Genomic DNA, 25,609 nt, shown 5'->3' with positions numbered 1-25,609 from the left:
CCGCCCGGAGGGCATGACAAGAAACCAGAAACGGCCCTGACGTCTTACTATAAATCCGGAGTCCGGGAAGGGCGCGCCCTACAGATGGCAATCGGCTAATCGATGAAAATTTCTTCGGTGTGAAATGAGGGAGAATCCAATGGTACCGTTGGTTTTGCTTGGTGATTTTGCTATAATGGAAGAAAAGGGGGGATGACCAATGCCTGAAATCAGTTTGTTTTTTGGAATTCGGATTACCATATATTACAACGACCACAATCCTCCACATATCCACGCCGAATATGCTGGTCAGAAGGCTTTGATTGATATTCAGAATGCATCGGTATTAAAGGGATTTCTGCCAGGTAGACAATTAAAAATTGTCCTTGCCTGGTGTGTTTTGTATCAGGATGAATTGATGCAGAATTGGGAACTGGTGAAAGAAGGAAAAGAACCCAATCCGGTACCTCCAATGCGGAAGGGGTGATACAATGGAAAAACAGTTGATACCTGAAGTCTTACAGGTGGTTCCAGGAAAAGGATACAGTTTTTACGCGTATTTTAATGACGGAACGGTTCATTATTATGATGCATCGTCCCTGGTACAGAACCCCGGAGTATTTCAAAAATTGAAGGATCAAAAGGTGTTTCACGACTGCCTTACGGTCATGAATGGCACAGCCGCGTGGGACTTGGAAGGAAAACGGAATCCGCGAAGATGCATAGATTTGGATCCTTATGACGTCTATGAGGCCCCTGTTGTAAAGGATCCGCTGGAGACGGTTGCATAAGAGATAAAAGAAAAGGGGGTGTTGCACGTCCTGTGCAACACCCCCTTTCTGTCGCCTGCCGTTGACCGCTGACTGCCGACCGTTGACAGCCTCATTCCCTTCTTGCCAAATCCATTGGCAGATTGTATAATTTATGACGTGAAGTTAGAAGAAACTAACTAAAATTCAAGGAGGGTTTTCCAATGAACAAGAAACTGATCATGGCCCTGGCTATGGCCCTGGGGGTCAGCGCAACGGCTTTTGCGGCCAATCCTTTTTCCGATCTGCCGGCAGGCCACTGGGCCTATGGGGCAGTGGCCAAACTGGCGGCGGCCGGAGTGGTGGACGGGTTCCCTGACGGCACTTTCAAAGGGGACAAGTCCATGACCCGGTACGAAATGGCCCAGATCGTGGCCAAAGCCCTGGCCAAAGGGGCTATTGGCGCCGATGACAAACTGGTCAGCGAATTTGCCGATGAACTGGACAATCTGGGTGTTAGAGTATCCAAACTTGAAAAGAATGCGGACAATGTCCAGGTCACCGGAGAAGTCCAGATGAGCTACCGGAATGATTCTGGGGCCGCCACCGGCAAGGGCAGCGAATCCGACCTGCGGACCCGTCTGTGGTTCACTGGGGAAGTGAACGACAACTGGCATTATGTGGCCATGCTGGAAAACCACCAGTACTTCGGCGGCCGGAACGAATCCGGGGACAGCGACACGGACTTCCAGAGAGCTTTCCTGGACGGCCGGATCGGGGCTCTGGAACTGAAGGCCGGGCGGTATGATGAGTTCCTGGCGGACGGGAACATCTATGACAGCCAGGTGGATGGAGTGAAGGCAAAGGTGAATCTGGGCCATGCTTCCTACCTCCAGGCAGCCTACGGGAAAATGGCGGATGTATCCGGATTCGGCTATATGAGCGATGACGAAAAAATTTCCGTGGCTGACAAATTCTGGACGGCGGAACTGGGCGGGGATACGGGCAACCTGCACCTGGCGGCCACCTACACCAAGGCGGACAACATCACCTTCCTGGACGGGGCAGACAATGAAATCTGGACCGCCGGGGCCGGGTACCAGGCCGGGAAGCTGGGCATCAACGCCATGTACCTCCGGGGCAGCAATGACTACGAAAAAGCCCGTGACTGGGACAAGGACGGCTGGGTGGCTGGCCTGACCTACGGCGGGGCAGAAAGTGACAAACTGGGCAGCTGGGGCCTTTTGGCCACTTATTATGACCAGAGCGCTTCCACGGTGATCGCCCACACCATGGACGGCAGCTGGGATGCTTTCATTCCCGGAGACAACGGAGTCACCAACGGGTTCAAAGGCTGGAAAGTAGGGGGCAACCTGACCCTGGCCAAGAATATGGTGGCCGAAGTGGACTATTATGATCTGAAAGGCAAAGAAGGGGACCAGAACGGCAAACACGCCCGGACCCTTTGGAGCCAGCTGGTAGTGACGTTTTAACGGTCTGCAGCCAAGCAGCAGACCGTGTCAGCGGTCAACGGTCAATTGTCAATGGCCGTTGGAAAGAAAAACGCAGCCTATGGCTGCTAACCCACCACCATTGCGCAAGCGCAACGGTCCCCCGCCCTTGCAAAGGGCGGATATACGCTCGGGCTAGTGCCCATTGCTTTCCGTGACACTCGGGCTACGCTTTTACCCTGTCCGTAAAAATCGGGTTGAGCCCTTGCTTTCCGTGACACGCGGGCTACGCCCTAGTGTCACTATCCGTCCCTTTTCAAGGGCGGGGGACCATCCGCAAGGATGGTGGTGGGTTAGCAGCGTCAGCTGCGTTTTCTTTCATTAAAATTTGCCTGCAAATTTTATCATTCGGCCGTTGACCGCTGACCGTTGACAGAAATAAAGCGCCCTGCGCTTTATTTCCATGTATTGCATTGTGTCATCTGATCCACCAGGGGCGTTCCGCTGCCGGCCAGCAGATCCACTTTGCTGACCACCACCTGCATGATCCGGTTCTTTACCACGCCGCTGGAAGTCTCCATGCCGTAGGAGGCCAGGGAATGGATCATGTAGGGAGTGCCGTTGTAATTCCCCAGCACCATCATAACATGGTAGGGGGTGAACAGGAGGGACCCCGGTGCGGCGGTTTTGATGTAGGCCAGCTTCTCTGCATGGGTCATGCCCTGGAAGCTTTTCCCCGGGAAGGACTGGGCCTGTTCGTCTCCGTTCCGGGGCAGCTGGATTCCCATGGTCTTGTACACATCCTGGACAAAGGCGGAGCAGTCCACACTGTTGTGCATGCCGCCCCAGCCATAGGGGGCCCCCAGATGCTTGAAGGCCATTTCAATGGTGTTGTTGGCGGTGTAGGGCAGGTAGCCCTGATGGAGATCAGCCCCGTAGGCGGCTTTCACCGGGACAATCTGGAGATAGCCCTGATGGTTCCGGGTGGGCAGCAGCAGGTTCCCGCCCTGGGTGGGAATGGCGGTGCCCATCTGGTACAGCTGGGGCTGGGTGCCGGCCTGGAGGGTCAGTACCCGCCCGGTGACTACAGCAGGAGAGGCAGGGTTGGCGTAGGTCTGCCAGGTCTTGGCATCGGTGATGGCTACCTTGTTCCGAGGGACCCATCCCCGATAATGGGGGGTACGGACGAAAATGAAGTTCCCTTGGGGATTGGTGTGGTACACCCGCACCGGAGTGGCCGGATCCACGGCGGTTTCCTGCCAGTTGTCGAACTGGGTGTCGGAGGCGGAATCAAAGGCCCGCTGAAGGGTGGGGAAGGAGCGGAGATCCACCCGGTCCACCACCACTCCGTATTTTACTGTATTGGTGGGACGGATATTGGCTTTGGCATCTTGGACCAGCTGGGAAGCAAAAGAGTGGCTGATGGGAGCCCTCTGGATGTACTGGTCTTCATCCATGCCGAAGGAATTCACATAGCCGGTGAGCTTGTCGCCGGAAATGGAGGCTCCCAGGTCCTGGATGGAATCGCCAAAGGTGGCCTTGTCCATCTGGGCGTTCATGGCTTTAATCCGTTCCGGAGTGGCCAGGACGGTGTTCCCGGCAGCCGTGGTCCAGGCGGAAGCTTTGGTGAGAGCAGCCGGTGTGCCAGGCATGGCCGCCGCAGCCAAAGCCACGGAAGCGGACAGGCAAAGGGCACCGGTCAAAAGGGATATACGATGAAAAGCATGCAGCAAAATGATGACCTCCTTTATATAGCGTTCCTATTATACCATAAGAAAAGGGGACCGCGGGTAGGGTGAAAAACGGCGGGCCGTTTTTCAGTCTTGCGCTTAACGTCTCACGCCGATGGAAACCATCTGCCCCAGGCAGATGCTGTTGATTGAAAACGCAGCCCCAAGGGCTGCTAACCCACCACCATTGCGCAAGCGCAACGGTCCCCCGCCCTTGCAAAGGGCGGATAGATTGCATGGCAGGCCGAGACCATGGATAAGCAATGGGCCAGCGGCCCGAGCGTATATCCGCCCTTTTCAAGGGCGGGGGACCATCCGCAAGGATGGTGGTGGGTCAGCTGGCAAATTTTTTCCATCAGCCGTTGACCGTTGCCCATTGGCCGCTGACCGGGTTTCTTATGGTATAATATCCCCTGTGATACACCTAACGGAAAGGACGGAAACGGCAATGGGAAAATATGTGATCGCCCGGCCTGTGGTCAGTGAGCTGGTGGTGGAAAAATCCCGGTTCCTGTGCACCTTGGCCCGGGTAGAAACGGAAGGGGAGGCCCAGGAATTTGTCCGGGCCATGAAAAAGAAATACTGGGACGCCACCCACAACTGTTCTGCCTATATCGTAGGTCCTGACAACCGGGTGGAGCGGTCCAATGATGACGGGGAACCCAGCGGCACAGCCGGTTCTCCCATGCTGGAAGTCCTCCGCCGGAAGGAGCTGTACAACACGGCGGCAGTGGTGACGAGATATTTCGGGGGCATCAAGCTGGGAGCCGGGGGCCTGACCCGGACCTACGGGAAATGTGTGGCCCAGGCCGTGGAGGAAGGGGGCCTGGCGGAAATGGTGCCCATGGGGGACTATGCCTTCCTCTGGACCCTGGACGATGTGGGCCGGGTGCTGAACCTGCTGTACCAGCAGGACCTTTTTGCCGTGGGGGACGTAGAATACGCCAACCGGGCCAAAATCCACTTGGTGATGCCCCGGGACCGAAAAGAGAAGGCGGAAGCCTGGCTCACTGAGTCCCTCAGCCGTCCGGTGGCCTTGGACGAAGAGAAAACTTTCTTTGAAGAATGTCCGGTGGAGCCGGCCCAATCTTGATTTTCCCTCCGGATTACAGTACACTTATACTTATTGTACATCATGAGATGATGGGGAAAGAATATGGTAGAAAGCAGGCATGATCAATGCTGAAAAAAACTTGTGCTGTCCTGATGAGCTGTCTGGTCCTGGGGGCCGCTACAGTTCCTGCATGGGCGGCGGAAACCGGCGTATCCGTCAAGACGGTGAGCCGTACGGAAAATAAAGTAGATGTGGAATGCCCTCAGGTCAGCGGCGGCAGCCGCACGGCAGATGACAAAATCAACCGGGCCCTCAGCAGCCAGGTGGCTTCTTTTGTCAGTGAAGCCTCCACCCTGGGAGGGGGCAAAGTCCATTACGATGTGCACAAATCTGACGAGGATCTGGTCAGCTTCACCCTGGTGATGACTCCCAATATGGGTGTGGAAGAAAGCGTGGGCATGACCTTTGACCGGAAAACCGGTGAACTGCGGCCTCTCAGCTATTACTACACCAAAGACCAGCTGGCTGTGCTGGCCCAGAACGGGCTCCAGTATCTGTATGATGTGGATCCGGCCAAACTCCAGACCATTCCGGATACCTATTATGTGGACCGGGACGGGAGCCTGATCGGGGTATACCATGCCGGGGCGGTGCTGGATAAAAGTGAAGGGGAAATCGAAATCAACCTTTCGGCAGCCGGTATGGATGCGGAAGGGAATGTGACCGAAGCCCCCATCGACCACAGTGATGGGACGGCCGGAGAAACGGCGGCTCCCGCCGACACAACGGCCAAACCGGCGGAAAAACCGGCAGTCGGAGAAAGCACCGGCAAGGGGCTGGAACGGATCCGGGCCCGTCTGGCGGCCAAAGAAAAAGCCCAGGATGAAGCCAAAGCCAAGGCGGAGGCCAAGGCCAAAGCCAAAGCCAAAGCCAAAGCAGAGAAAGCCGCCAAAGCCAAAGCGGAAGAACAGGCAAAAATGGATGCCCAGGCCAGGGCAGAAGCTCAGGCCAGAGCGGAGGCCAGAGCCAAAGCACGGGCAGAAGCCAGAGCCAAAGCTGAGGAACAGGCCCGGAAAGAGGCTGCTGAAGCTGCCAAGGCAGCGAAAGCCAAGTCTGCCAAAGAGAACAAGGCGGCTGAAGTGGCAGCCGGCAGCCTGACGGCGGTGGCCAAAGAGGCGGAAGCAGCCGGGAAAACTGCTGCTGCCGTGAAACCGGCGGTACCGGAAACCAAACCGGAAGCCAAAAAGGCGGAAGCTTCTCAAGAAGCTCCCCAAGAAACGGCCAAACCGGCGGAACAGAAGGCTGCTCGTCCCATGACCGTAAAGGAAAAAGTGGCAGCCATCCAGGCCCAGGAAGCCAAAGAAGAGGCGGCCCGGGAAGAAGCCCGGATGAAGGAACTGGTGGCCATAAAGGAAGCTGCGGAGAAACGGGCGGCAGAAGAAAAGGCCCGCCGGGAAGCGGAAGAACGGGCGGCTGAAGAAGCCCGCCGGCAGGTGGAAGCTGCGGCGGAAGCCGAACGGCAGGCTGAGGCGGAACGGCAGGCAGAAGCTGCCAGAGCCGCGGCTGCAGCTCTCGATACGGATGTAAGCGGTGCCGGGGTGATCACCGGCACGGACGTGCGGATGCGGGACGGCGCCGGCCTGGACAGCAGCGTCATCGGAGTCTTTGGCCAGGGAGAATCGGTCCAGGTGCTGGGCAGCACCCGGGCTGACGGCATGACCTGGTACAAGGTGAGCCGCAGTGACGGATCCACCGGCTATGTGGCTGCGGATTACTGCAGCATGGGCAGCGGGGATGGTGACGGAAGCAGTGCTTCCACCGGAACCATCACCGGCACGGACGTGCGGATGCGGGCCAGCTACAGTACGGACAGTGCTGTGCTGGGCTACTTCGACAACGGAGAAACCGTGACCATCCTGGACGATGTGACCAGTGACGGGCAGCGGTGGCTGAAAGTCCAGCGGAGCGACGGTTCCGTAGGCTGGGTATCGGCTGATTTCTGCGCCCAGAACTGATTTACTGGCAGTACTGGCAGGGAACGGGCGCTTGTGATACAATGACTTCAATAAGAGGAGAGGAGGCAGACCATGATGAAAAAAATGGGACGGATTCTTGCCGCGCTGTGCTGTCTGCTGGGTCTGACATTCCCCATGGAACGGAAAGCGGATGCGTCCGCAGCCGGAACCATCATTGGTACGGAAGTGCGGATGCGGAAAGGCGCTGGGACGGATACAGAAATCCTGGGCTATTTTGAAGACGGTGAAAAGGTGGAAGTCCTGAAAAGCAATGTAAATGAAGGACGGAAATGGTATGAAGTGACCCGGAAGGACGGGTCCCAGGGCTGGGTGGCCGGGGAATACTGCCGGGTGCCGGAAGGCTCCCTGATCCCTTCGGTGACCCGTCTGGAAGACCGGAAGGGCAGGATCACCGGCACGGAAGTGCGGATGCGCAGCGATCCCAACCAGAACGGGGATGTGCTGGACTACTTCACCAAAGGGGAAATCGTCACCATCCTGGATGCTGCCGACGGCGGCGGCCTCCATTGGACCAAGGTCCAGCGGGAAAATGGGGATATCGGCTGGGTGGCTTCTGCCTATTGTGAGGAATTGTAATTTTCTGGCCAAAGAGCTCCCCCTTGTGATAAAATAGATGAAATGACAAGAAAAGACAACTAGGAGGTTACAGCAATATGAAAAAAATCTGGCAAACCCTGTCTGCCGTCGCTTTCAGTGCGGCGCTGATCCTGCCTGCCCTCCAGCAGGCGGACGCCGCTACCTTTACCTATACCCCCACCAAACCGGCGGAAACCACTGCCCAGCAGCAGACCCCTGCAGCAACGCCTCAGGTAAAATCCCTGAAACTGGCTGTGGTGCCCCTGATGATCGGAGAAAAAGTGGAAGACAACGAAGGGATGAAACCCATCGTGTTCAGCAACGAAATCGCCAAGGCTTTCCAGTATCCGGAATATGACATGGTGGATTCCGACATCGTCCGGAAAGTGGCCCTCCAGGAACAGGACAACCTGTTCACCCAGGCTGGCCTGGAAGCCGTAGCCAAAGCCAGCGGCGCTGACGTGGTCATTGTCATGGCTGTGGACAAGTTCGACGTAACGGAAGACAACTTCCGCCGGGAACCCATGACCATCCTGGATTACCGGGGACGGTTCGCCACGGTGAACATGCTGAACCACAAGTTCAAACTGGACCGCTGGAGCTATGGCCGTGAAATGGAATCCGGAGCCATCAATCCCCGGTCCGACTGGCCCCATCACGAATTCGGCCTGTTCTGCCGGAGAGAGCTGAAGAAGGTTATTAAGAACAACAAGTAAGGTATGCTGCCAAGGCAGCATACTGTCAGCTGTCAACGGTCAGCGGCCCAAGGAAGCCAGCGCGGCTGGCTGTGAACAATGGCAAAAAGATTCGGCAAACAACGTCTTTTACAAGTTCAAAATCAATTTACGAAAATTGATTTCCAACGGCCGTTGACCGTTGACCATTGACCGCTGACAAAAAGGGGTGTTGCTGTGCAACACCCCTTCTTATTGCAAAGAAGGGAACTACACCAATGGATTGGGCAGAAATCAAGGCGGCAGGCCTGGCCTGCTACAATATCAGGCATCTGAAGGAACGGAAGCGCTACTGGGTGTATCTTCTCCGCTGTGCCACCCACCGGAGCCAGATGGAAGGACTCCAGAAATTTTTCCATGGGGATCCTCTGCGCCGGGAGGTGCTCCAGGGCATGCCCTGCCTGCTGGAGCAGGAAACCCGGGCATTCTTTTACAAGGGCGCCGGCTGGGCAGAACGGGAAAAGGTGATCACCTATACCATCTATGCCCTTCAGCAGCGGATGACCCCGGAATTCCTCCGGGAAATCTACGTCCGCCACGGCCGGGTGAACCTGTGGACCGACGAATTCCAGGACAAGCCCCTGACCCTGGACCTGCTGTTCCATCCGGGCCAGCGGAAGGAAGGGTGTCTGTCCCTGGTGCTCCACTGGGGGGACCTGGACTTTTACCAGATCATGTTCTGGTTGGGACCGGATCCGGAAAGCGGCAGACCCTGCATCTGGGTGGGAGCCCTCCAGGGCACCAGCCTGGGGAATGATGCGGTGAAGGCCATGACCAAGAAATTCTTCGGATACCGGACCAAGAACCTGATCTTCTACGGGCTCCGGACTCTGGCGGATCTGGTGGGCTGTGAGGCTATCTATGCAGTGACCAATGAGGGCTACTACGCCATGAACCATGTGCGGGTGGACCGGAAACTGAAGACCAATTTCGGGGACTTCTGGGGAGAATGCGGCGGGGAACCCACCCAAGATCCCCGGTTCTACCGGATCCCCCTGGAGGAAAAGCGGAGGGATCTGTCGGAACTGAAACCCTCCAAACGGGCCAATCACCGGCGCCGGTACGAACTGATGGATCGGATGCGGGCAGAGATGGAAGAGAAACTGAAACCTTTCTTCGCTTCCTGATTTATGTTACAATAAAACCGATAGTTTCTGAAAATTACCCTGACGGAGGTGTCTGGATTGAAGAAAAAAATCATCAGCCTGTTTTTGACAGCCCTGCTGTGCCTGACCTGCCTGGTTCCGGCTTTTGCCGAGGAAATGGCGGCCACCAACACGGTAGCGGGCAAACTGGAAATTGCGGAAAACTTCCTGTATGGCGCTGTCCAGACCGGGTCCCTGGTATCCCGGGTGGACAAAATGGAAACGGACATGTACGGCCAGAAAAGTTCCGGTTCTGTGATGAGCCGGGTGGACAAGCTCTACAACAATTTGGAAGGGGCCCCGGTAAACGGGAAGCTGTCCATGGCCACCATGATGAACGTGATTGAATGGCAGTTCTCTGACCGGATGTCCATCGACGCGGCCAAAACCCGTCTGAGCCATCTGGAAACCCAGATCTTCGGCACGGAATATGCCAAGGATTCTTTCACCAGCCGTCTGAACCGGCTGACCAAGGCCGCCTTCCCCAACGGCAGCCTCACTTCCAGCACCGTGGTCCTGCCCAAGGATTCCCTGATCAAGGTGAAATTCATGGAAGACATCAACAGCAAGACCAACCAGCAGGGGGATACCATCGACTTTATTGTGGATGACAATGTGTATGTGGGGGATGCTCTGGTGCTGCCCAAAGGGGCCAAAGGCTATGGCCAGATCAAAAAGATCGTCCAGCCCCGGATCTTCGGCCGGGATGCCCGGATCGATCTGGACTTCTCCCATGTGGTGGCTGTGAACGGGGGCGCTGTCCCTGTTACGGTGGGCGACCTGGCCAAACAGCAGGCCAAGACCGCTGCCGGTGCCGCCGGTGCCTCCATCGGAGGGATGATCCTCTTCGGGCCGGTAGGCGTTGTGGGCGGCGCTTTTGTGAAGGGATCTTCTGTGACCATTCCGGCAGGGACCAACACCTATGTGCAGGTGGCGGAAGACACCAGCGTGGACGGCGTGATCCTGGCGGGCAGTGCAGTAGCTGGTCAGCAGCTGGACGGCAATACCCAGGAAGGCGGCCCCCAGACGGCTCAGCCTGCCTCTGCGGTAACCAAGGAACCGGCCGGTGAAACGGCTGCCGAACCGGCTGCGGAAGCCCAGAAGGAACCGGCCGCCGCTCTTCAGCCCAAGAAAAACACCGGGGTAGCCCTGGATGAAACGGAACCGGAAGCCGCCCAGCCGGCTGATGACTCCCAGACCGTCCAGGAACCGGCTGCCAAGACCGGGGAAGACAAGGCGGATGCAGAAACGGAAGCCGCTCTGGCAGAAGCCCAGAAACGGGACGAAGAAGCCAAGAAGCTGGCCAAAAAGGATAGCAGCAGCCAGCCTATGCTGGATGAAGACGACGGAAGCGCCTACGATACGGCTACTCTCTGAGACGGAAACCAGGGCCTCTCTCTTTCACACAAAGTTGCGGAAGAGAGGGGCCTTTTGTGTTATAATATTGAAGAGTGTAACTGTTTTCCGGGCAGGGAACTGCCGGGACACTGCAAGATTTGATGAGGAAATTTATCCACTGGAGGACAGAATCCTATGAACAAAAAGGCGTTGGCCTTAGGAATTACATTGGCGGTATCGCTGCCGGGCATGGCCAGTGCAGCGGTGACCTATGACGGGGGAAAACTGAGCAGCAAGGACGGTCCGGCTTTCCAGCCGGCTATCCAGAGCCTGGATGAAGTGGAATCTCTGGCCCGGACCAAGGAAGGGGTCCACCGGATCCAGGACCAGCCGGATGCCAAGACGGAAACCATCACCCGGGCTGGACGGGAAACAGCCAAGGAACAGAAGCTCCGTGAGAAAAAGGGGGAAACGGTTCCCAGCGAATCCACCCTGCCCATTACCATCTATGGGGATCAGGTCCAGTACAATTCGGAAACCGGTGATTTTGAAGCCAAGGGGAACGTGCGTCTGTACCAGGGCAACCAGAAGCTGTACACTGCCCAGGCCCAGGGCAATTCCAAAACCGGGGATGTGTACCTTCTGACCGGGGGTCGGATCGTGGAAGAGACCGGCAGCGGCACCAGTGTCACCAACGGCCAGTGGGGCCATTACAACTTCCTGGACAAAACCGGTACGGTGAAGAACATTTCCGGCTACAACGGCAAGGATATGTACCGGGCGGATATCGGGGAAATCTATCCGGACCGGGTGGAACTCACCAGCGGCGGCAGCACCACCCGGTGCCCGGCAGTGCTCCATCCCCCTTGTGTGGAAGTGAAGGCGGACAAAGTGGTGATCTATCCCAAGGACAAGATCATCGCCTACAATGTGAAGGTGTTCGTCAAAGGCAAGCACGTCTATTCCCGGGACCGGTGGATCAACCGGATGGGTGACAGTGACGAAAAACAGAGCCTGCTGCCCCATATCGGGTACGATACGGACCATGGAGTGAAGATCCGTTACAACCTGGATGTGCCCATCAGCAACAAGAACAACCTGGATGCGGAACTGAAGTACTATTCCAAGATCGGCTGGCGGCCTCTCTTTACGGACCGGCAGGAGGAAAAGAACTTCTATGTCCAGATCCAGGACGGGCATATGGAAGACTCGGACAACAACTGGATCCGGAAGGAACGGGATGTGAAGTTCGTCTACAAGGCCCACAAGTTCGACGACCGGGTGCCGATGAACTATTCCGCCTACATCAGCCATGGTCTGTGGAAGGACAACTGGAAGCGGAGCTGGCATACGGAATACGGGTTCTATCTGAACCATGATCCCATCCGTCTCACCCACGAAAAGATGCCCCTGTACCTGAACCTGGGGATGGGCCATAAATGGGTCCGTGAAAGCATTAACGATGAAACCAAAAAGACCATGCTGTATTCCGCCACCCTGAACAAAAACTTCGACGGGGGCTGGAACACCTGGCTGGGCTATTACTATGAAAAGGAACACAGTTCCGTATTCTCCTATGCGGATCCGGACATGGCCAAGGAAATCCAGTGGGGACTGGGCAAACGGCTGGGCCCCAATGACTGGGTGAACTTCGTCATGCGGTATGACCAGGGCAAGAGCAGCGTCTACGAATACATCTACCGGTGGTACCATGATTTCTGCTGCTTCCGTCTGGGACTGGAATATCGGGACAAGAAGTACAACAATGATCATGAATGGAGTGTGACATATGACCTCTATCGGTGGTAAGGCACAGGAACTGATCGGAGCCCGTCTCCTGGAACATGAAAAACTGGTCCACAAGGTCATGGGCAGCAAACGGCTGCTGAAGGCCATTGAGGAGGCGGCGGGGATGATTTCCCTGACCCTGGCTTCCGGGGGCAAAGTGATGTTCTGCGGCAACGGGGGATCGGCGGCGGACGCCCAGCACTGGGCGGCGGAAATTGTGGGCCGGTTCCAGAAGGAACGGCCGGGGATGGCAGCGCTGGCTCTCACCACGGATACCTCCATCCTGACGGCCATCGGCAACGACTACGGCTATGACCGGATCTTCGCCCGGCAGGTGGAAGGCCTGGGCCGGGAAGGAGATGTGCTGGTGGGGATTTCCACCTCCGGCAACAGCGGCAATGTATTGGCGGCCATCGAGACCGCCCGGGCCAAAGGGATCCGGGTCATCGGCTTTACGGCCAAAGGGGGCGGCAAAATGGCGGACCTGTGCGACGTGCTGCTGGACGTGCCCGCGGTGAATACCGCCCGGGCCCAGGAAATCCATGAAATCATGGGACATATCATTTGCGAGCTGGTGGAAGACTATGCGTAATACCAAAAGTACCCAATTCCTTACAGAAGACATCCAGAAGCTGCGGATCGCGGTGATCGGGGATGTGATGCTGGACCGGTACGTGTACGGGGAAGTGAAGCGGATCTCTCCGGAAGCCCCGGTGCCGGTGAACCGGGTGCGCCGGATGGAAAGCGTCCTGGGGGGCGCCGGCAATGTGGCGGCCAATCTGGCGGGACTGGGCGTGAAAGTCTATGCCGCAGGGGTCACCGGGCTGGATGAGCACCGGGAAGCCCTGGAGGAAAAAATGGCAGCGGCGGGAATCGATTTCAGCGGTCTTTTGCCCATGCCCGGCCGCAGTACCATTACCAAAATGCGGATCATCGGAGCCCGGCAGCAGATGCTCCGGCTGGATTTCGAAGAGCCGGGAGACCTGAACCCGGAAGAGGAAAGCCGGCTGCTGAGCTGGCTGGAACAGCGGCTCCAGGACGGCCTGGACGGCATCGCTCTCAGCGACTATGCCAAAGGGGTCTGTTCCGACCATTTCTGTCAGACGGTGATCGACCTGGCCCACAGTGCCCAGGTGCCGGTGCTGGTGGACCCCAAGGGAGCGGACTGGCGGAAGTATGCAGGGTGTGATTTCATCACCCCCAATGTGAAGGAAATGTGCGAAGCCGGGGGCAAAGTGGTGCCCAACGAAACGGAACCTCTGGTGGAACTGGCGGCCAAAGCCCGTGATGCTTTCCACATCAGGAATGTGGTGGTGACCCGGTCGGAAAAAGGGGTTTCCCTGATCAACCGACACGAAGTAATCACGGAAGCGGCCACTGCCCGGGACGTGTTCGATGTGTCCGGGGCCGGGGATACGGTGGCGGCGGTGCTCCTGGCGGCGGTAGCCGGAGGCCTGCCTTTGGGAGAAGCCCTGAATCTGTCCAACAAGGCGGCGGGGATCGTGGTTTCCAAAGTGGGGACCTATCCGGTGCACCGGGAGGAACTGCTGAAGGAAGTGCTGGCCAGCGAAGAACGGGAAGGACGGGACTACCGGCCTCTCAGCTGGGACGAAGTGACCAGCCTGGCCCGGACCTGGCAGGCGGCCGGGGAGAAGATCGTCTTCACCAATGGCTGCTTCGACATCCTCCACACCGGCCACGTAACCTATCTGGAACAGGCGTCCCGGCTGGGACAGCATCTGATTGTGGGGGTCAATACCGATGCATCGGTGAAACGGCTGAAAGGAGAGACCCGTCCCCTGAACCAGGAAAATGACCGGGCCCGGATCCTGGCTGCCCTGGGCTGTGTGGACGCAGTGGTGCTCTTTGGAGAAGACACGCCCACGGAACTGATCCGCCGGATCCGGCCGGATATCCTGGTGAAAGGCGGAGACTACAAACCGGAAGAAGTAGCCGGACGGGAATACGCCGGCCGGGTGGAGATCCTGCCCTTCAAGGAAGGCTATTCCACCACCGGGGTAATCCGGAAAATCGCAGAACTGGTCAAGGAGGGTAAATTATGATCATTGTAACCGGGGGTGCCGGTTTTATAGGCAGCAACATCGTCAAGGGACTGAACGAACAGGGCCGGGATGACATCCTGGTGGTGGACAATCTCACCAATATGGTGAAGTTCAAGAACATCCAGGGGCTGAAGGTCATGGACTACCTGGACAAAATGGACTTCATCCAGCGGGTCCGGGACGGGAAGTTCGACCATGAACCCATCGAAGTGATCTTCCATGAGGGAGCCTGCTCCGATACCATGGAATACAACGGCAAGTACATGATGGAAAACAACTTCGAATACACCAAGACCCTTATGCACTTTGCCCTGGACCGGCGGATCCAGTTCCTGTATGCTTCTTCCGCTTCCACCTACGGCAGCGGGAAGAACGGGTTCCGGGAAGAACCGGCCTGTGAAGAAGCCCTGAACGTCTATGCCTTCTCCAAGCTGTTCTTCGACAACTATGCCCGCCGGTACTTCGACAAGGCGGAAAGCCAGATCGCCGGGTTCCGGTATTTCAACGTGTTCGGGCCCCAGGAAAACCACAAGGGGAAAATGGCCTCCATGGTGCGCCAGATGTTCCTCCAGTGGCAGGGGGAACACAAGGTGAAGCTGTTCGGGGAATACGACGGCTACGGGCCGGGGGAACAGACCCGGGACTTCATCTATGTGAAGGACGTGGTGAAGGTGCTGTTCTATTTCTGGCAGCATCCGGAACTGAAAGGGGTCTACAACCTGGGGACGGGTCATGCCCATACCTTCAATGACATGGCCAGAGCGGTGCTGGAATTCTTCGGCAGCGGAGAACTGGTCTATGTGCCCTTCCCGGAAGTGCTGAAGGGGAAATACCAGAGCTATACCCAGGCCGATGCCACCAAGCTGCTGGCCACCGGCTACGACGGCGGGTTCACGGATTTTGCCCAGGCGGTGAAGGAATACTGCCAGGTGCTCCGGGATTCTGACGGCTATTACAAGGCATGAGCGGGAAATGGAAAGCGGTGTTCCTGGACCGGGACGGGGTCCTGGACATCGACAAGGGATATATCTGCCGTCCTGACCAGGTGGAATGGGTGACCGGCGCCAGAGAGGCGGTGGCCGCCCTGGTCCGCCGGGGCTATCAGGTGTATGTGGTGACCAACCAGAGCGGTATCGCCCGGGGTTACTACACCCAAAAGGACATGGAGCATCTCCATGCCTATATGGCGGAAAAAATCAGGAAAGCCGGCGGCCAGATCGACGGCTTCTATTTCTGTCCCCACCATCCCACCAAAGGGGTGATCCCGGAACTGACTGTGGCCTGCAATTGCCGGAAGCCCAAACCGGGGATGATCCTGCAGGCCCTGGCAGACCATGATCTGGACCGGGAAGGATCCTTCCTGATCGGGGACAAGGAAAGCGACGTGCAGGCGGCCCTGGCGGCGGGAATCCCGGGCTACCGGTTCACCGGGACGGATCTGCTGGCCTTTGTCCGGCAGGTGCTGGCCCGGCAGGAGGGGGCAAAGTGACCTACAAGAACATCCTGATCATCAAAATGAGTTCCCTGGGGGACGTGATCCATGCCCTGCCCTTTGCGGCGGCCCTCCGGGAAACTTTCCCGGACAGCCGGATCAGCTGGCTGGTCCATCCCCAGTTCAGCGCCTTTGTGCCGGAACCGCCCATCATCGACGAAGTGCTGTATTTCGACAAGAAGGCCTTCGGGAAAATGGGCTGGGGGGACAAGTGGAAGACCCTCCGGAAAACCCGGGCGCTGCTCCGGTCCAAAAATTTCGACCTGGTGATCGACCTCCAGGGGCTGTTCAAAAGTGCGGTGATGGCCTGGCTCACCGGCTGTCCCAACCGGATCGGCTACTGTGAGATGCGGGAAGGGAGCCGGCTGGTATCCCGGCCCATTGCGGGGGCCCATGCCCACGATCATGTGATCGAACGGTACCTGGATGTGGCCCGGTATCTGGGGGCAAAGGTGGAGAAGATCACCTATCCCATGCCGGCGCTCCGGGAAGAAGGGGAAACGATCCGGCAGAGACTCCGGGAAGCCGGGGTGCCGGAGAAAGAAAAAATGCCCTATGCGGTGCTGGTGCCCGGGGCCCGGTGGGAAACCAAGCGGTGGCCCCTGGAGCACTATGCCGCCCTGGCCCGGAAGTTTCTCCAGGACGGGACCTGGGTGGTACTGGCAGGGGGTCCGGAAGACAAGCCCCTGGGAGAAAAGATCCGGGACCTGGTGGGGCCGGAACCCCGTCTGCTGGACTGGATTGGGAAGACCAGCCTCCGGGAACTGGGGGCCCTGATCAAAGGGGCCCGGTGCTATGTAAGCGGGGATACCGGGCCTCTCCACATTGCCACGGCGCTCCAGAAGCCCCTGGTGACCATCTACGGCCCTACACGGCCGGACCGGACGGGTCCCTACGGCAATCCACGGGCCACGGTGCTGGTCAGCCCGGCAAAGTGTGCCGGATGCCTGAAAAAGCACTGTGACCACTGGACCTGCATGGGGGAAGTGACCCCGGACCAGGTGTATGACCTGTACCGGAAAAAGGAGGAAAAAGCCTGTGACTGAACTGGCAGGAAAGAAAATCATCGTAACCTTCCTGATGCATCTGGGGGATCTGGTGCTTACCACCCCCTTCCTCCATGCTCTGCGCCAGGCGGCGCCTGGAGCGGACATCACCTATCTGGTGGATGAGAAGCTGAAGGAAATCGTGGAATACAATCCCAACATCGACCATGTGTGGACCATCGACAAAAAGGGGAAGGACAACAACCTCCGGGCCCTGTGGGCCATGAGCCGGCGGATCACCGACGCCCATTTCGATCTTTTGATCAACCTGCACCCCAACGAACGGTGCTCCTTCATCGATGCCATGGCTGTGGTGCCGGAAAAGGTGGGAGCGTCCCATTTCCTGTTCCGGGGGTTCTTCCATCCCTGGCTGAAGCTGAATCGGACCATCCATGCAGCGGACATGTACCTGGACGTGCTGAAGCGGATCGGGGTGGAGGACCTTCGAAACAACGGTCTGGAAGTGTTCCCGGGACCGGAGCACAAACAGGCGGCAGAGGCCTACTGGGCGGCCCAGGACCTGAAGCCGGGAGAAAAAGTGGTGGGGTTCAACATCGGCAGTGCGGTGGTCACCAAACGGTGGGCCCCGGAACGGTTTGCCCAGGTGGCGGATACCCTGGCCAAAGAAGGATACCGGACGGTGTTCTTCGGAGGGTCCATGGACGAGGATATGGTCCGGGAGGCAGTGTCTTTCATGAAAAGCAAACCCATGGTGGCCACTGGGAAATTCTCCCTGGGAGAACTGGCGGCGGCCATGAGCCGGTGCAGCCTGATCATCACCAACGACAGCGGCCCCATGCACGTGGCCATCAGCCAGAAGGTGCCCATTGTGGCCATGTACGGCCCCAGCCACCCGGAACTGTACGGACCCTATACGAAACGGGCCACCATTGTCCGGGCCAATCCACCCTGTGACGGGTGCCAGAAGGGGATGAAACACCACTGTGACGACATGCGGTGCATGCGGGATCTCACGGTGAAACAGGTGCTGAAAGCGGCCCATCACTGGCTGAAAGAAAAAAAATGAAGTTTTTTTCAAAAAGGGCTTGCAAAATTTCGTATTATCTTGTATACTAACAAAGTCAGCGGTTGAGAAAACCAAAGACATGATGGTCCGCTAGCTCAGCTGGTAGAGCACCTGACTCTTAATCAGGGTGTCCAGAGTTCGATCCTCTGGCGGATCACCATTTTTTTTGGCCGGATGGTCAAGCGGTTAAGACACCGCCCTTTCACGGCGGTATCGAGGGTTCGATTCCCTCTCCGGTCACCAACTTATGGGCGCTTAGCTCAGCTGGGAGAGCGTCTGCCTTACAAGCAGAATGTCAGCAGTTCGATCCTGTTAGCGCCCACCACAAAAGAAGACGATACATGCGTAACGCTGTATCGTCTTTTTTATTGCGTTTTTTGAGGGAGCGGGCGCACCGGGCGGGATTGCAGGGCAACCCCTGGTGCGCGCCCTGCGGAGATTGATCAACCACCAAACCTCTCAATAAGCAGGGATTTCCCCTTTTATCTCGAATAATACTTACCAATCCCTTTTTATCCTGAGGAAAGGAGGTCCCTATGGAACTGCAGCTTTTGTTTCTGGGTGTGGTGCTGCTGCTTGTGGAGGGGTTCATTCCCGGCTTTGGCCTGTTCGGCATCACCGGCATCCTGTGCCTGTTGGGGGCATTGTATTTCTTTCTGGGGGCCACGGCCCAGGCGGCGGCCCTAGTGGGCGGTATTCTGCTGGGGCTGGCGGTGCTGGGGTTCTGGGTGGTCCGCCGGGGACCCAAAAGCTGGCTGGGCCGGCAGGTGACCCTCCATCTCCGGTCCACCGCTGCCCAGGGCTATACGGGCAACGAAGACCGGAAGGACCTGGTGGGCAAAACCGGTGTGGCCCAGACGGTGCTCCGTCCTTCCGGACGGGCCCTGATCGATGGGGAACTGGTAGATGTGATCACCGAAGGGGAATTTTATGAACCGGGGACGGCCATCCGTGTGGTGGCAGCCACCGGAGGCCGGACCGTAGTCCGGAAGGAGGAAAACCCATGATTGCAATTTTAGGCAGTACCGTATTCCTGGTGGCCATCCTGGTCATCATTGTCCTGTTCCTGCACTTTGTTCCTCTGGGCCTGTGGATTTCCGCCATGGCCGCCGGGGTCAACGTGCACATCTTCACCCTGGTGGGCATGCGGCTCCGCCGGGTGATCCCTTCCAAGATCATCCTGCCTCTGGTGAAGGCCAACAAGGCCGGCCTGGATGTGAACGTGGACCAGCTGGAAGCCCATTATCTGGCCGGGGGGGATGTGGACCGGGTGGTGGATGCCCTGATCGCCGCGGAACGGGCGGCCATCCCTCTGACTTTTGAACGGGCGGCGGCCATCGACCTGGCCGGCCGTGACGTACTGGAAGCGGTCCAGATGAGCGTCAATCCCAAGGTTATCGAGACCCCGCTGATTTCTGCCGTGGCCAAGAACGGCATCGAGCTGAAGGTCCGGGCTCGGGTCACTGTCCGGGCCAACATCGACCGGCTGGTGGGGGGCGCCGGGGAAAGCACCATCATTGCCCGGGTGGGCGAAGGCATCGTCACCACCGTGGGGTCTTCGGAAGAACACACGGATGTGCTGGAGAACCCGGACCACATTTCCCGGACCGTGCTGAGCAAGGGACTGGATGCCGGCTCAGCTTTTGAAATCCTCTCCATTGATATCGCCGATGTGGACGTGGGACGGAACATTGGGGCCCAGCTGATGACGGACCAGGCGGAAGCGGACAAGAACATCGCCCAGGCCAAGGCCGAAGAACGCCGGGCCATGGCTGTGGCCAAGGAGCAGGAAATGCGGGCCTACACCCAGGAAATGCAGGCGAAAGTGGTGGAAGCCCAGGCTCAGGTGCCGGAAGCCCTGGCCCAGGCACTCCGGGAAGGCCATCTGGGGGTCATGGACTACTATCAGATGAAGAACCTGCTGGCGGACACCAAAATGCGGGAAAGCCTGGTGGCTGGCGGCCAGGAAGAACTGCCGCCCACCCGGAAACCGGAAAAATAACGGGAGGGGCCTATGAAAAGCGATTTGCTGCTGTTCCTGGTGTGGATTTTGTTCCTTCTGGGAAGCCAGCTGCTGAGAAAAAAGAAACGGCCCCTGAAAAAGTCCTCCCAATCGGTCCGGAAACCGGATCCGGGACCTTTCGTCTGTGAGGAGGCTCAGGCTCCTGCCCAAAAAGAGCCGTCCCTCCAGCCTACGGTAAAGCCCGTACGCAGTGACCTGGTGGAAGAAATCCGGGACCTGAAGCCCACAGTGGCTCCCCAGGTGGTGGAAAGCCGGGAGCGCCAGGCCAGACCTTCCGGTCACCCGGTGCTTTCCGGGGACCTGCGCCAGGGGATGCTCTGGTCCCTGGTACTGGGGGAACCCCGAAGCAAAAAGAGCTGGGCCCGGGAACAGAGAGAAAAAAGGGGCTTTTGAAGTGGGGGAGCTTAGGCTATAATTATAAAATATATAAGTAAAACATAAACCGTAGGGGCGCAGGCCGGTTGTCCCGCAGGATGTCAGGACAAATGGTGAATGGGCGGGCTGCCCGGCGTGCAGCCCCTACGGGTACGTTTGACACAGTTACAGGAAAAGGAAGGGATAAGATGAAGGAAGAAACGCAGCAGGCCCGGGGCAGCTGGGTGGACCGGTTTTTGAACGGAGTGGAGAAGGTCTGTGACAAACTGCCCCCTCCGGCCATTTTGTTCTGCATTCTGTTTGTCATTACAGCTTTGGCCGGAGCGGCTCTTTCTGCTTCCGGAATGAGCCTGGTGAACCCGGCCAACGGCAAGGCGGTCATGGCCCAGAATCTGTTTACCAAAGAGGGGATCAACTGGCTTTTGAGCAACATGGTGAAGAACTTCTCCGGGTTCGCCCCTCTGGGCCTTGTGATCACCATGACCCTGGCCATCGGTTTCTGTGAGGAAAGCGGCCTGTTGGTAAGCCTGCTCCGGCGGAGCATGAAGAACGTGCCCCCGGGAGTGGTGCCCTACCTGATTGCCTTTGTGGGCACCATGGGGAACATTGCCTCGGATACGGCTTCCGTGGTGATTCCCCCTCTGGCGGCCCTGGTGTACATCGGGGTGGGGAAGAACCCTCTGGTGGGGATGATCGTAGGATACGCCGGAGCCAACGCCGGCTTTACTGCCAACCTGATGATCGCCGGCACTGATACCCTGATGCAGGGGCTTACCAACCAGGCCCTGGACGGATTCCTGGGCAAAGGGGTCTACGCCGTGGACGTCACCTGCAACTGGTACTTTATGGTGGCTTCCACCTTCCTGGTGGCCCTGGTGCTGGGGTACACCTCCAAGCATCTTATCGAACCCCGGTTCGGGAAGTATGAAGCCAAAGAACTGGAAGCGGTCCAGGACCTGACGGAAACGGAAACAAAGGGGCTCCGCCGGGCCGGCTGGGTGAGCCTGGTGTACATTGCCATCATCGCCGTTGGCTTTTTCACCGGCATCCTGTCCAAGGACGGCCATACCCTGGTGGGTTCCCTGCTGCTGAAGGGGCTGATCCCCATCCTGTTCTTCCTGATGAGTTTTGCCGGGATCGCCTATGGGATGACCACCGGCAAGTTCAAGACTGTAAAAGATATCAACGGGGCCATGGTGAAGCAGATGTCTCACATGGGGTCCTATGTGGTGTTCTGCTTCTTCTGCGGCCAGTTCCAGGGACTGTTCAACTGGAGCAAAATGGGGACACTGCTGGCCATCGGCGGAGCAGATTTCCTCCAGAGCATGGGATTTACAGGCCTGCCTTTGTGCGTGACCTTTGTGCTGGTCTGTGCCTTCGTGAACATCTTCATGTCTTCCGGATCCGCCAAATGGGCCATCTTTGCTCCTATCTTCGTGCCCATGTTCATGCTGCTGGGGTACCATCCGGCTTTTGCCCAGCTGCTGTACCGGCTGGGGGATTCCCCGGGGAACAGTGTGACTCCCATGATGCCTTATCTGTGGATGATGCTCAGCGTGGCCCAGGAAAAATATGATCCGGACTGCACGGTAGGGACTTTCATCTCCAACCTGATTCCTCTGGCGGCGGTGCTCCAGGTGGTGTGGATCCTGTTCATGCTGGTGTGGGTTGCCCTGGATATCCCTCTGGGACCGGGTGTAACTGTCCATCTGCCGGCGGGAATTTTGTAAACCCGGTTGTTTCTTTGGACGGCAGCACGTATAATAAAGACAATAGTTTCATGAGGGGAGCATTCTATACGATGATCGAAACATCCAAGGGGGCGGAAAAGGCCGCAGAACTGAAACACAGCACTGATGTGCATACCAACTGTGCCCAGGCCGTGCTCCTGGCTTACCAGGACAAACTGGGCAAATCCACCGAAGAACTCCGGGCCCTGGGGTCCGCCTTCGGGGGAGGCATGGGAGGCATGGACGCCACCTGCGGTGCCCTCACCGGGGCCGCTGTGGTGCTGGGGCTGCTGGACAAAAGCGGCAAGCCGGCCAAGACGGTGATGAACGAAATCCTCCAGGAGTTCAAAGAAAAAGCCGGCGCCACCATCTGCCGGGACCTGAAAGGCGTGGGCACCGGGAAGATGCTCTGTTCCTGCGACGACTGCGTACGGCTGGCCGTCCTGGGACTGGAAAAACACCTGGGCTGAGGAACCAAAGGGGAAAATGTTGATAAAGCGGGGAGTTATCCACGAAAAAGTGGATAACTCCCCACTTGTCAACACAGGATAAGGAGGGCAAAATTGGATAAAAAGAATAAAGTGGACCAGGTCGATGAACAAATCATCCATATTTTGCGTCATCAGGGAAGGATTACGCTGCAGGAATTGGGTGAAAAAGTCCATCTTTCCGGGCAAGCCGTAAAAAATCGCATTGAAAAGCTGGAGGACAAAGGAATCATCCAACAGTATACGGTCAATGTAAATTGTCCTGTCTATGGTTATCCGCTTCATTCCCTGATCCGCCTGGAAGCAGGGATACCGCAAAAGACTCCTTTGGTAGTATTCTTGGCTCAATGCGGTTGTCAAGTACTCCATTGTTATCAGATTACTGGACGTCAGGTTTATGTTCTGGACATGTTTTTTCAGTCGGTGGAAGAACAGGAAAGAATTCTGGTGCAGCTTCAAAAATATGGCATTTGTACGGTTGATATGGTGCTAAAGAACCTGGAACTGCCGGAAACTTGAATTTTTCAACTCCGGACAAGAAAAGACTTGTTTTTTTCCATGGAGCGGGATTTCCTTTTTTTTTATAATTTTCTCATACAGCCAAAGTATCAAGGAGGAAAATGCAATGGAAATCCAGCAGATTCGCAACGCAACCAATAAAATCAAATTCGGAGGAGTGACCTTTCTTCTAGATCCATGGTTAGCTGACAAAGGGAGCATGGGATCCTTTGACGACATTACCCTAGAAAACTACCAGGTCCCGGACCCGGTAAAAATGGTGCTGCCCATGCCTTTTTACGGCTTGCCCCTGTCCAGAGAAAAAATCAGGGAAGGAGTGGATGCTTATATCGTTACCCATATCCATCCAGATCACATTGATGTGGCGGCAGATGGTACGGTAGGAAAATTTTTGGACAAGACTGTTCCCGTATTCGTCCAAAACGAAACAGATGCGGCCGTATTCCGGAAATCCGGGTTCCAAAGAGTACAGGTGCTCTCTGCAGAAGGGACCGTGTGGAAAAATGTAACGCTGACCAAAGTGCCGGCCAAACATGGAACTATGGTCTCCTGCGGCAATGCCATGGGCGTGGTTTTTCAGGCCCAGGGAGAAAAAACATTGTATGTGAGCGGAGACACTGTATGGTATCCTGGCGTGAAGCAAACGCTGGAAGCTTATTCTCCGGAAGTGGTTACAGTCAACGCCTGTGCAGCAGAGCTTGTGGGATTTGGCCGGCTGATCATGAATGATGAGGATGTGGAGTGTGTGGCCCGGACCGTACCCAGGGCAACAATCTTTATAACCCATATGGACAATGTGGCTCATGCTTCTTTGACCCGCTATGACATGAAAGGCAGGTTGGCCGGAAGAGGAGTCACCAATTATGTTATGCCACAGGATGGAGAAACGGTTTTGTTTTGAGTGGCAGCCCCCGGGCCTGGGGCCCCTCTGTGCGTTTGGTGATTTCTGGAGCGGGCCGCCGGGCCTGCGGCCCCTACGGTTCCTCTCTTCGCTCTGCACTCTTCCCTTTCTGTCCCGTATACGGTATAATTTAATTTTGTGAGTCCGCTCGGAACTGTTTTTTTCGACTGCGGGTTTTCCAAAACTGTACTTTTTGGAGGAATGACCATGAGAACAAAAGAAGAACTGCAGGGGGTCACCGAACTGGGCAGCGGCCATACGGTGTACCAGAATACCTATGCGCCGGAAGTGCTGGAATGTTTCCCCAACAAACATGAAGAGGCTCCCTACATGGTGAAGTTGAATTGCCCGGAATTTACCAGCCTCTGTCCCAAAACCGGCCAGCCGGATTTCGGCCGGATCGTGATCAGCTACATCCCGGACCATAAGCTGGTGGAAAGCAAATCCCTGAAACTGTACCTGTTTTCTTTCCGGAACAACGGGGATTTCCATGAGGACTGTGTGAACATCATCAAAAACGACCTGGTGAACCTGCTCCAGCCCAAATATCTGGAAGTGGCCGGCTATTTCAATCCCCGGGGCGGCATCAGCATCCTGCCCTTTGCCGTGTATTATCAGCCGGAATACAAAGACATGGCCCAGCGGAGAATGGAGGCCTTTGTCCATGAATAAGAAAGCACTGGTGCTGTCCAGCGGCGGGGTGGATTCCACCACCTGCGTCTCTGTGGCAGTGGAAGAATTCGGCAAAGGAAATGTGTCCACTGTATCCATTTTTTACGGCCAGAAACACCGGAAGGAACTGGAATGCGCCCGGAAGGTGGCGGACTACTACGGCCTGCCTCATTACGAGCTGGACCTGTCCAGGATCTTCCAGTATTCCAACTGTTCCCTGTTGGACCATTCCACGGAAAAGATCGTCCACAAAAGCTACGAACAGCAGATCGCGGAAAATGGAGAAGGAAAGGTATCCACCTATGTGCCCTTCCGGAACGGGCTCATGCTTTCTGCAGTGGCCAGCCTGGCCATGAGCATCTACGAAAAGGATGATGTATCCATTTTCATCGGAGCCCATGCAGATGATGCGGCCGGCAACGCCTATGCAGACTGCAGCGAAGCCTTCCTGGACGCCATGGGACGGGCCATTTCTCTGGGTACGTACAGCCAGTGCCATATTGTGGCGCCTTTTGCCAGCTGCAGCAAGGCCGGCGTGGTGAAACGGGGACTGGAGCTCCACACCCCCTATGAACTGACCTGGAGCTGCTATGAAGGCGGGGACAAACCCTGCGGCACCTGCGGTACCTGCATCGACCGGGCACGGGCTTTTGCCGCCAACGGGGTCAAAGACCCGGCACTGGAGGATTGATC

General features: G+C 57.0%; 26 protein-coding genes and 3 tRNA genes. 28 read left to right on the top strand and 1 reads right to left on the bottom strand.

Annotation, left to right across the window (positions count from 1 at the left end; genetic code table 11):
* Positions 1-199: 199 nt before the first annotated feature.
* The 3 genes from ACTQY5_RS04665 (at position 200) to ACTQY5_RS04655 (ending at position 2,221) form a co-directional block, all read left to right on the top strand.
* On the top strand, positions 200-466 hold the full coding sequence (locus ACTQY5_RS04665; RefSeq protein ID WP_288174839.1) for a DUF4160 domain-containing protein: 267 nt from the start codon (positions 200-202) through the stop codon (positions 464-466).
* Positions 467-470: 4 nt separating this feature from the next.
* Positions 471-770, top strand: a complete 300-nt coding sequence (locus ACTQY5_RS04660) for a DUF2442 domain-containing protein (protein ID WP_154488661.1) — start codon at positions 471-473, stop codon at positions 768-770.
* 182 nt (positions 771-952) lie between these two features.
* Entirely contained in the window at positions 953-2,221 is a 1,269-nt protein-coding gene (locus tag ACTQY5_RS04655; RefSeq protein ID WP_441368873.1) for a porin, read from the top strand.
* Positions 2,222-2,634: 413 nt separating this feature from the next.
* Here ACTQY5_RS04655 and ACTQY5_RS04650 read toward each other — a convergent pair whose 3' ends face one another.
* Positions 2,635-3,912: a C40 family peptidase gene (locus tag ACTQY5_RS04650; protein ID WP_022488156.1), complete on the bottom strand. Its 1,278-nt coding sequence runs from the start codon at positions 3,910-3,912 to the stop codon at positions 2,635-2,637.
* Positions 3,913-4,357: 445 nt separating this feature from the next.
* Here ACTQY5_RS04650 and ACTQY5_RS04645 point away from each other — a divergent pair, with 445 nt between their 5' ends.
* From ACTQY5_RS04645 to queC, 25 genes are all read left to right on the top strand, one after another.
* The gene (locus tag ACTQY5_RS04645) at positions 4,358-5,002 is read left to right on the top strand and encodes a YigZ family protein (RefSeq protein ID WP_022488155.1); all 645 of its coding nucleotides are present in this window, start codon (positions 4,358-4,360) and stop codon (positions 5,000-5,002) included.
* Between the two features lie 86 nt (positions 5,003-5,088).
* Positions 5,089-6,978 carry an SH3 domain-containing protein gene (locus ACTQY5_RS04640; RefSeq protein ID WP_441368872.1) on the top strand — a complete coding sequence of 630 codons (1,890 nt, stop codon included), beginning with the start codon at positions 5,089-5,091 and terminating at the stop codon, positions 6,976-6,978.
* Positions 6,979-7,050: 72 nt separating this feature from the next.
* Positions 7,051-7,575 (top strand): SH3 domain-containing protein, encoded by a 525-nt coding sequence (locus ACTQY5_RS04635; protein WP_022487300.1) that lies wholly within the window; start codon positions 7,051-7,053, stop codon positions 7,573-7,575.
* A gap of 77 nt (positions 7,576-7,652) precedes the next feature.
* Positions 7,653-8,291: a hypothetical protein gene (locus ACTQY5_RS04630; protein WP_441368871.1), complete on the top strand. Its 639-nt coding sequence runs from the start codon at positions 7,653-7,655 to the stop codon at positions 8,289-8,291.
* A 236-nt stretch (positions 8,292-8,527) separates the two neighbouring features.
* The gene (locus tag ACTQY5_RS04625) at positions 8,528-9,436 is read left to right on the top strand and encodes a VirK/YbjX family protein (RefSeq protein ID WP_154488658.1); all 909 of its coding nucleotides are present in this window, start codon (positions 8,528-8,530) and stop codon (positions 9,434-9,436) included.
* A 48-nt stretch (positions 9,437-9,484) separates the two neighbouring features.
* Positions 9,485-10,831 (top strand): hypothetical protein, encoded by a 1,347-nt coding sequence (locus ACTQY5_RS04620; protein WP_326831143.1) that lies wholly within the window; start codon positions 9,485-9,487, stop codon positions 10,829-10,831.
* A gap of 156 nt (positions 10,832-10,987) precedes the next feature.
* The gene (locus tag ACTQY5_RS04615; RefSeq protein ID WP_154488656.1) at positions 10,988-12,601 is read left to right on the top strand and encodes an organic solvent tolerance protein OstA; all 1,614 of its coding nucleotides are present in this window, start codon (positions 10,988-10,990) and stop codon (positions 12,599-12,601) included.
* Positions 12,582-13,172, top strand: a complete 591-nt coding sequence (gene gmhA / locus ACTQY5_RS04610) for a D-sedoheptulose 7-phosphate isomerase (protein ID WP_022487295.1) — start codon at positions 12,582-12,584, stop codon at positions 13,170-13,172. The genes ACTQY5_RS04615 and gmhA overlap by 20 nt, the downstream gene beginning before the upstream one ends.
* Positions 13,165-14,643: a D-glycero-beta-D-manno-heptose-7-phosphate kinase gene (rfaE1, locus tag ACTQY5_RS04605; protein WP_329778129.1), complete on the top strand. Its 1,479-nt coding sequence runs from the start codon at positions 13,165-13,167 to the stop codon at positions 14,641-14,643. The genes gmhA and rfaE1 overlap by 8 nt, the downstream gene beginning before the upstream one ends.
* Positions 14,640-15,608 carry an ADP-glyceromanno-heptose 6-epimerase gene (rfaD, locus tag ACTQY5_RS04600; RefSeq protein ID WP_022487293.1) on the top strand — a complete coding sequence of 323 codons (969 nt, stop codon included), beginning with the start codon at positions 14,640-14,642 and terminating at the stop codon, positions 15,606-15,608. The genes rfaE1 and rfaD overlap by 4 nt, the downstream gene beginning before the upstream one ends.
* Entirely contained in the window at positions 15,605-16,132 is a 528-nt protein-coding gene (locus ACTQY5_RS04595) for a D-glycero-alpha-D-manno-heptose-1,7-bisphosphate 7-phosphatase (RefSeq protein WP_441368870.1), read from the top strand. The genes rfaD and ACTQY5_RS04595 overlap by 4 nt, the downstream gene beginning before the upstream one ends.
* A complete protein-coding gene (waaC, locus tag ACTQY5_RS04590) occupies positions 16,129-17,181 on the top strand; it encodes a lipopolysaccharide heptosyltransferase I (protein WP_441368869.1) in 1,053 nt (350 codons plus the stop codon). Before ACTQY5_RS04595 ends, waaC begins: the two co-directional genes overlap by 4 nt.
* 34 nt (positions 17,182-17,215) lie before the next feature.
* Positions 17,216-18,208, top strand: a complete 993-nt coding sequence (locus tag ACTQY5_RS04585) for a glycosyltransferase family 9 protein (protein ID WP_441368916.1) — start codon at positions 17,216-17,218, stop codon at positions 18,206-18,208.
* An 84-nt stretch (positions 18,209-18,292) separates the two neighbouring features.
* Positions 18,293-18,368 (top strand) — tRNA-Lys (locus tag ACTQY5_RS04580).
* An 8-nt stretch (positions 18,369-18,376) separates the two neighbouring features.
* Positions 18,377-18,451 (top strand) — tRNA-Glu (locus tag ACTQY5_RS04575).
* A 6-nt stretch (positions 18,452-18,457) separates the two neighbouring features.
* A tRNA-Val gene (locus ACTQY5_RS04570) sits at positions 18,458-18,533 on the top strand.
* Positions 18,534-18,744: 211 nt separating this feature from the next.
* Complete coding sequence (locus ACTQY5_RS04565) at positions 18,745-19,215, top strand: NfeD family protein (protein WP_441368868.1); 471 nt, start codon at positions 18,745-18,747, stop codon at positions 19,213-19,215.
* Positions 19,212-20,210 carry a flotillin-like protein FloA gene (gene floA / locus ACTQY5_RS04560; RefSeq protein ID WP_022487288.1) on the top strand — a complete coding sequence of 333 codons (999 nt, stop codon included), beginning with the start codon at positions 19,212-19,214 and terminating at the stop codon, positions 20,208-20,210. Before ACTQY5_RS04565 ends, floA begins: the two co-directional genes overlap by 4 nt.
* A gap of 12 nt (positions 20,211-20,222) precedes the next feature.
* A complete protein-coding gene (locus ACTQY5_RS04555; RefSeq protein ID WP_441368867.1) occupies positions 20,223-20,624 on the top strand; it encodes a hypothetical protein in 402 nt (133 codons plus the stop codon).
* Between the two features lie 170 nt (positions 20,625-20,794).
* Positions 20,795-22,336 (top strand): AbgT family transporter, encoded by a 1,542-nt coding sequence (locus ACTQY5_RS04550; RefSeq protein WP_441368866.1) that lies wholly within the window; start codon positions 20,795-20,797, stop codon positions 22,334-22,336.
* 71 nt (positions 22,337-22,407) lie between these two features.
* On the top strand, positions 22,408-22,806 hold the full coding sequence (locus tag ACTQY5_RS04545; RefSeq protein WP_441368865.1) for a C-GCAxxG-C-C family protein: 399 nt from the start codon (positions 22,408-22,410) through the stop codon (positions 22,804-22,806).
* Positions 22,807-22,899: 93 nt separating this feature from the next.
* Positions 22,900-23,343: an Lrp/AsnC family transcriptional regulator gene (locus ACTQY5_RS04540; protein WP_022487284.1), complete on the top strand. Its 444-nt coding sequence runs from the start codon at positions 22,900-22,902 to the stop codon at positions 23,341-23,343.
* Between the two features lie 106 nt (positions 23,344-23,449).
* Positions 23,450-24,244, top strand: coding sequence for an MBL fold metallo-hydrolase (locus ACTQY5_RS04535; RefSeq protein WP_154488653.1), 795 nt, complete (start codon positions 23,450-23,452; stop codon positions 24,242-24,244).
* A gap of 201 nt (positions 24,245-24,445) precedes the next feature.
* Positions 24,446-24,916 carry a preQ(1) synthase gene (gene queF / locus ACTQY5_RS04530; RefSeq protein ID WP_347567399.1) on the top strand — a complete coding sequence of 157 codons (471 nt, stop codon included), beginning with the start codon at positions 24,446-24,448 and terminating at the stop codon, positions 24,914-24,916.
* A complete protein-coding gene (gene queC / locus ACTQY5_RS04525) occupies positions 24,909-25,607 on the top strand; it encodes a 7-cyano-7-deazaguanine synthase QueC (protein ID WP_154488651.1) in 699 nt (232 codons plus the stop codon). The genes queF and queC overlap by 8 nt, the downstream gene beginning before the upstream one ends.
* Positions 25,608-25,609 lie beyond the last annotated feature (2 nt).

This window comes from Acidaminococcus sp. HCP3S3_H5, assembly GCF_052122235.1.
Lineage (GTDB): Bacteria > Bacillota > Negativicutes > Acidaminococcales > Acidaminococcaceae > Acidaminococcus.
Note: the sequence above shows the minus strand (reverse complement) of the source record. Positions and strands in the feature narration are given on the sequence as shown.

Excerpts from the sequence above, each read along its gene's own strand:
- ACTQY5_RS04665 (WP_288174839.1), top strand. The coding sequence starts at position 200 with ATGCCTGAAATCAGTTTGTTTTTTGGAATTCGGATTACCATATATTAC.
- ACTQY5_RS04660 (WP_154488661.1), top strand. The coding sequence starts at position 471 with ATGGAAAAACAGTTGATACCTGAAGTCTTACAGGTGGTTCCAGGAAAA.
- ACTQY5_RS04655 (WP_441368873.1), top strand. The coding sequence starts at position 953 with ATGAACAAGAAACTGATCATGGCCCTGGCTATGGCCCTGGGGGTCAGC.
- ACTQY5_RS04645 (WP_022488155.1), top strand. The coding sequence starts at position 4,358 with ATGGGAAAATATGTGATCGCCCGGCCTGTGGTCAGTGAGCTGGTGGTG.
- ACTQY5_RS04640 (WP_441368872.1), top strand. The coding sequence starts at position 5,089 with ATGCTGAAAAAAACTTGTGCTGTCCTGATGAGCTGTCTGGTCCTGGGG.
- ACTQY5_RS04635 (WP_022487300.1), top strand. The coding sequence starts at position 7,051 with ATGATGAAAAAAATGGGACGGATTCTTGCCGCGCTGTGCTGTCTGCTG.
- ACTQY5_RS04630 (WP_441368871.1), top strand. The coding sequence starts at position 7,653 with ATGAAAAAAATCTGGCAAACCCTGTCTGCCGTCGCTTTCAGTGCGGCG.
- ACTQY5_RS04625 (WP_154488658.1), top strand. The coding sequence starts at position 8,528 with ATGGATTGGGCAGAAATCAAGGCGGCAGGCCTGGCCTGCTACAATATC.
- ACTQY5_RS04615 (WP_154488656.1), top strand. The coding sequence starts at position 10,988 with ATGAACAAAAAGGCGTTGGCCTTAGGAATTACATTGGCGGTATCGCTG.
- gmhA (WP_022487295.1), top strand. The coding sequence starts at position 12,582 with ATGACCTCTATCGGTGGTAAGGCACAGGAACTGATCGGAGCCCGTCTC.
- rfaE1 (WP_329778129.1), top strand. The coding sequence starts at position 13,165 with ATGCGTAATACCAAAAGTACCCAATTCCTTACAGAAGACATCCAGAAG.
- rfaD (WP_022487293.1), top strand. The coding sequence starts at position 14,640 with ATGATCATTGTAACCGGGGGTGCCGGTTTTATAGGCAGCAACATCGTC.
- ACTQY5_RS04595 (WP_441368870.1), top strand. The coding sequence starts at position 15,605 with ATGAGCGGGAAATGGAAAGCGGTGTTCCTGGACCGGGACGGGGTCCTG.
- ACTQY5_RS04585 (WP_441368916.1), top strand. The coding sequence starts at position 17,216 with ATGCATCTGGGGGATCTGGTGCTTACCACCCCCTTCCTCCATGCTCTG.
- ACTQY5_RS04565 (WP_441368868.1), top strand. The coding sequence starts at position 18,745 with ATGGAACTGCAGCTTTTGTTTCTGGGTGTGGTGCTGCTGCTTGTGGAG.
- floA (WP_022487288.1), top strand. The coding sequence starts at position 19,212 with ATGATTGCAATTTTAGGCAGTACCGTATTCCTGGTGGCCATCCTGGTC.
- ACTQY5_RS04555 (WP_441368867.1), top strand. The coding sequence starts at position 20,223 with ATGAAAAGCGATTTGCTGCTGTTCCTGGTGTGGATTTTGTTCCTTCTG.
- ACTQY5_RS04550 (WP_441368866.1), top strand. The coding sequence starts at position 20,795 with ATGAAGGAAGAAACGCAGCAGGCCCGGGGCAGCTGGGTGGACCGGTTT.
- ACTQY5_RS04545 (WP_441368865.1), top strand. The coding sequence starts at position 22,408 with ATGATCGAAACATCCAAGGGGGCGGAAAAGGCCGCAGAACTGAAACAC.
- ACTQY5_RS04535 (WP_154488653.1), top strand. The coding sequence starts at position 23,450 with ATGGAAATCCAGCAGATTCGCAACGCAACCAATAAAATCAAATTCGGA.
- queF (WP_347567399.1), top strand. The coding sequence starts at position 24,446 with ATGACCATGAGAACAAAAGAAGAACTGCAGGGGGTCACCGAACTGGGC.
- queC (WP_154488651.1), top strand. The coding sequence starts at position 24,909 with ATGAATAAGAAAGCACTGGTGCTGTCCAGCGGCGGGGTGGATTCCACC.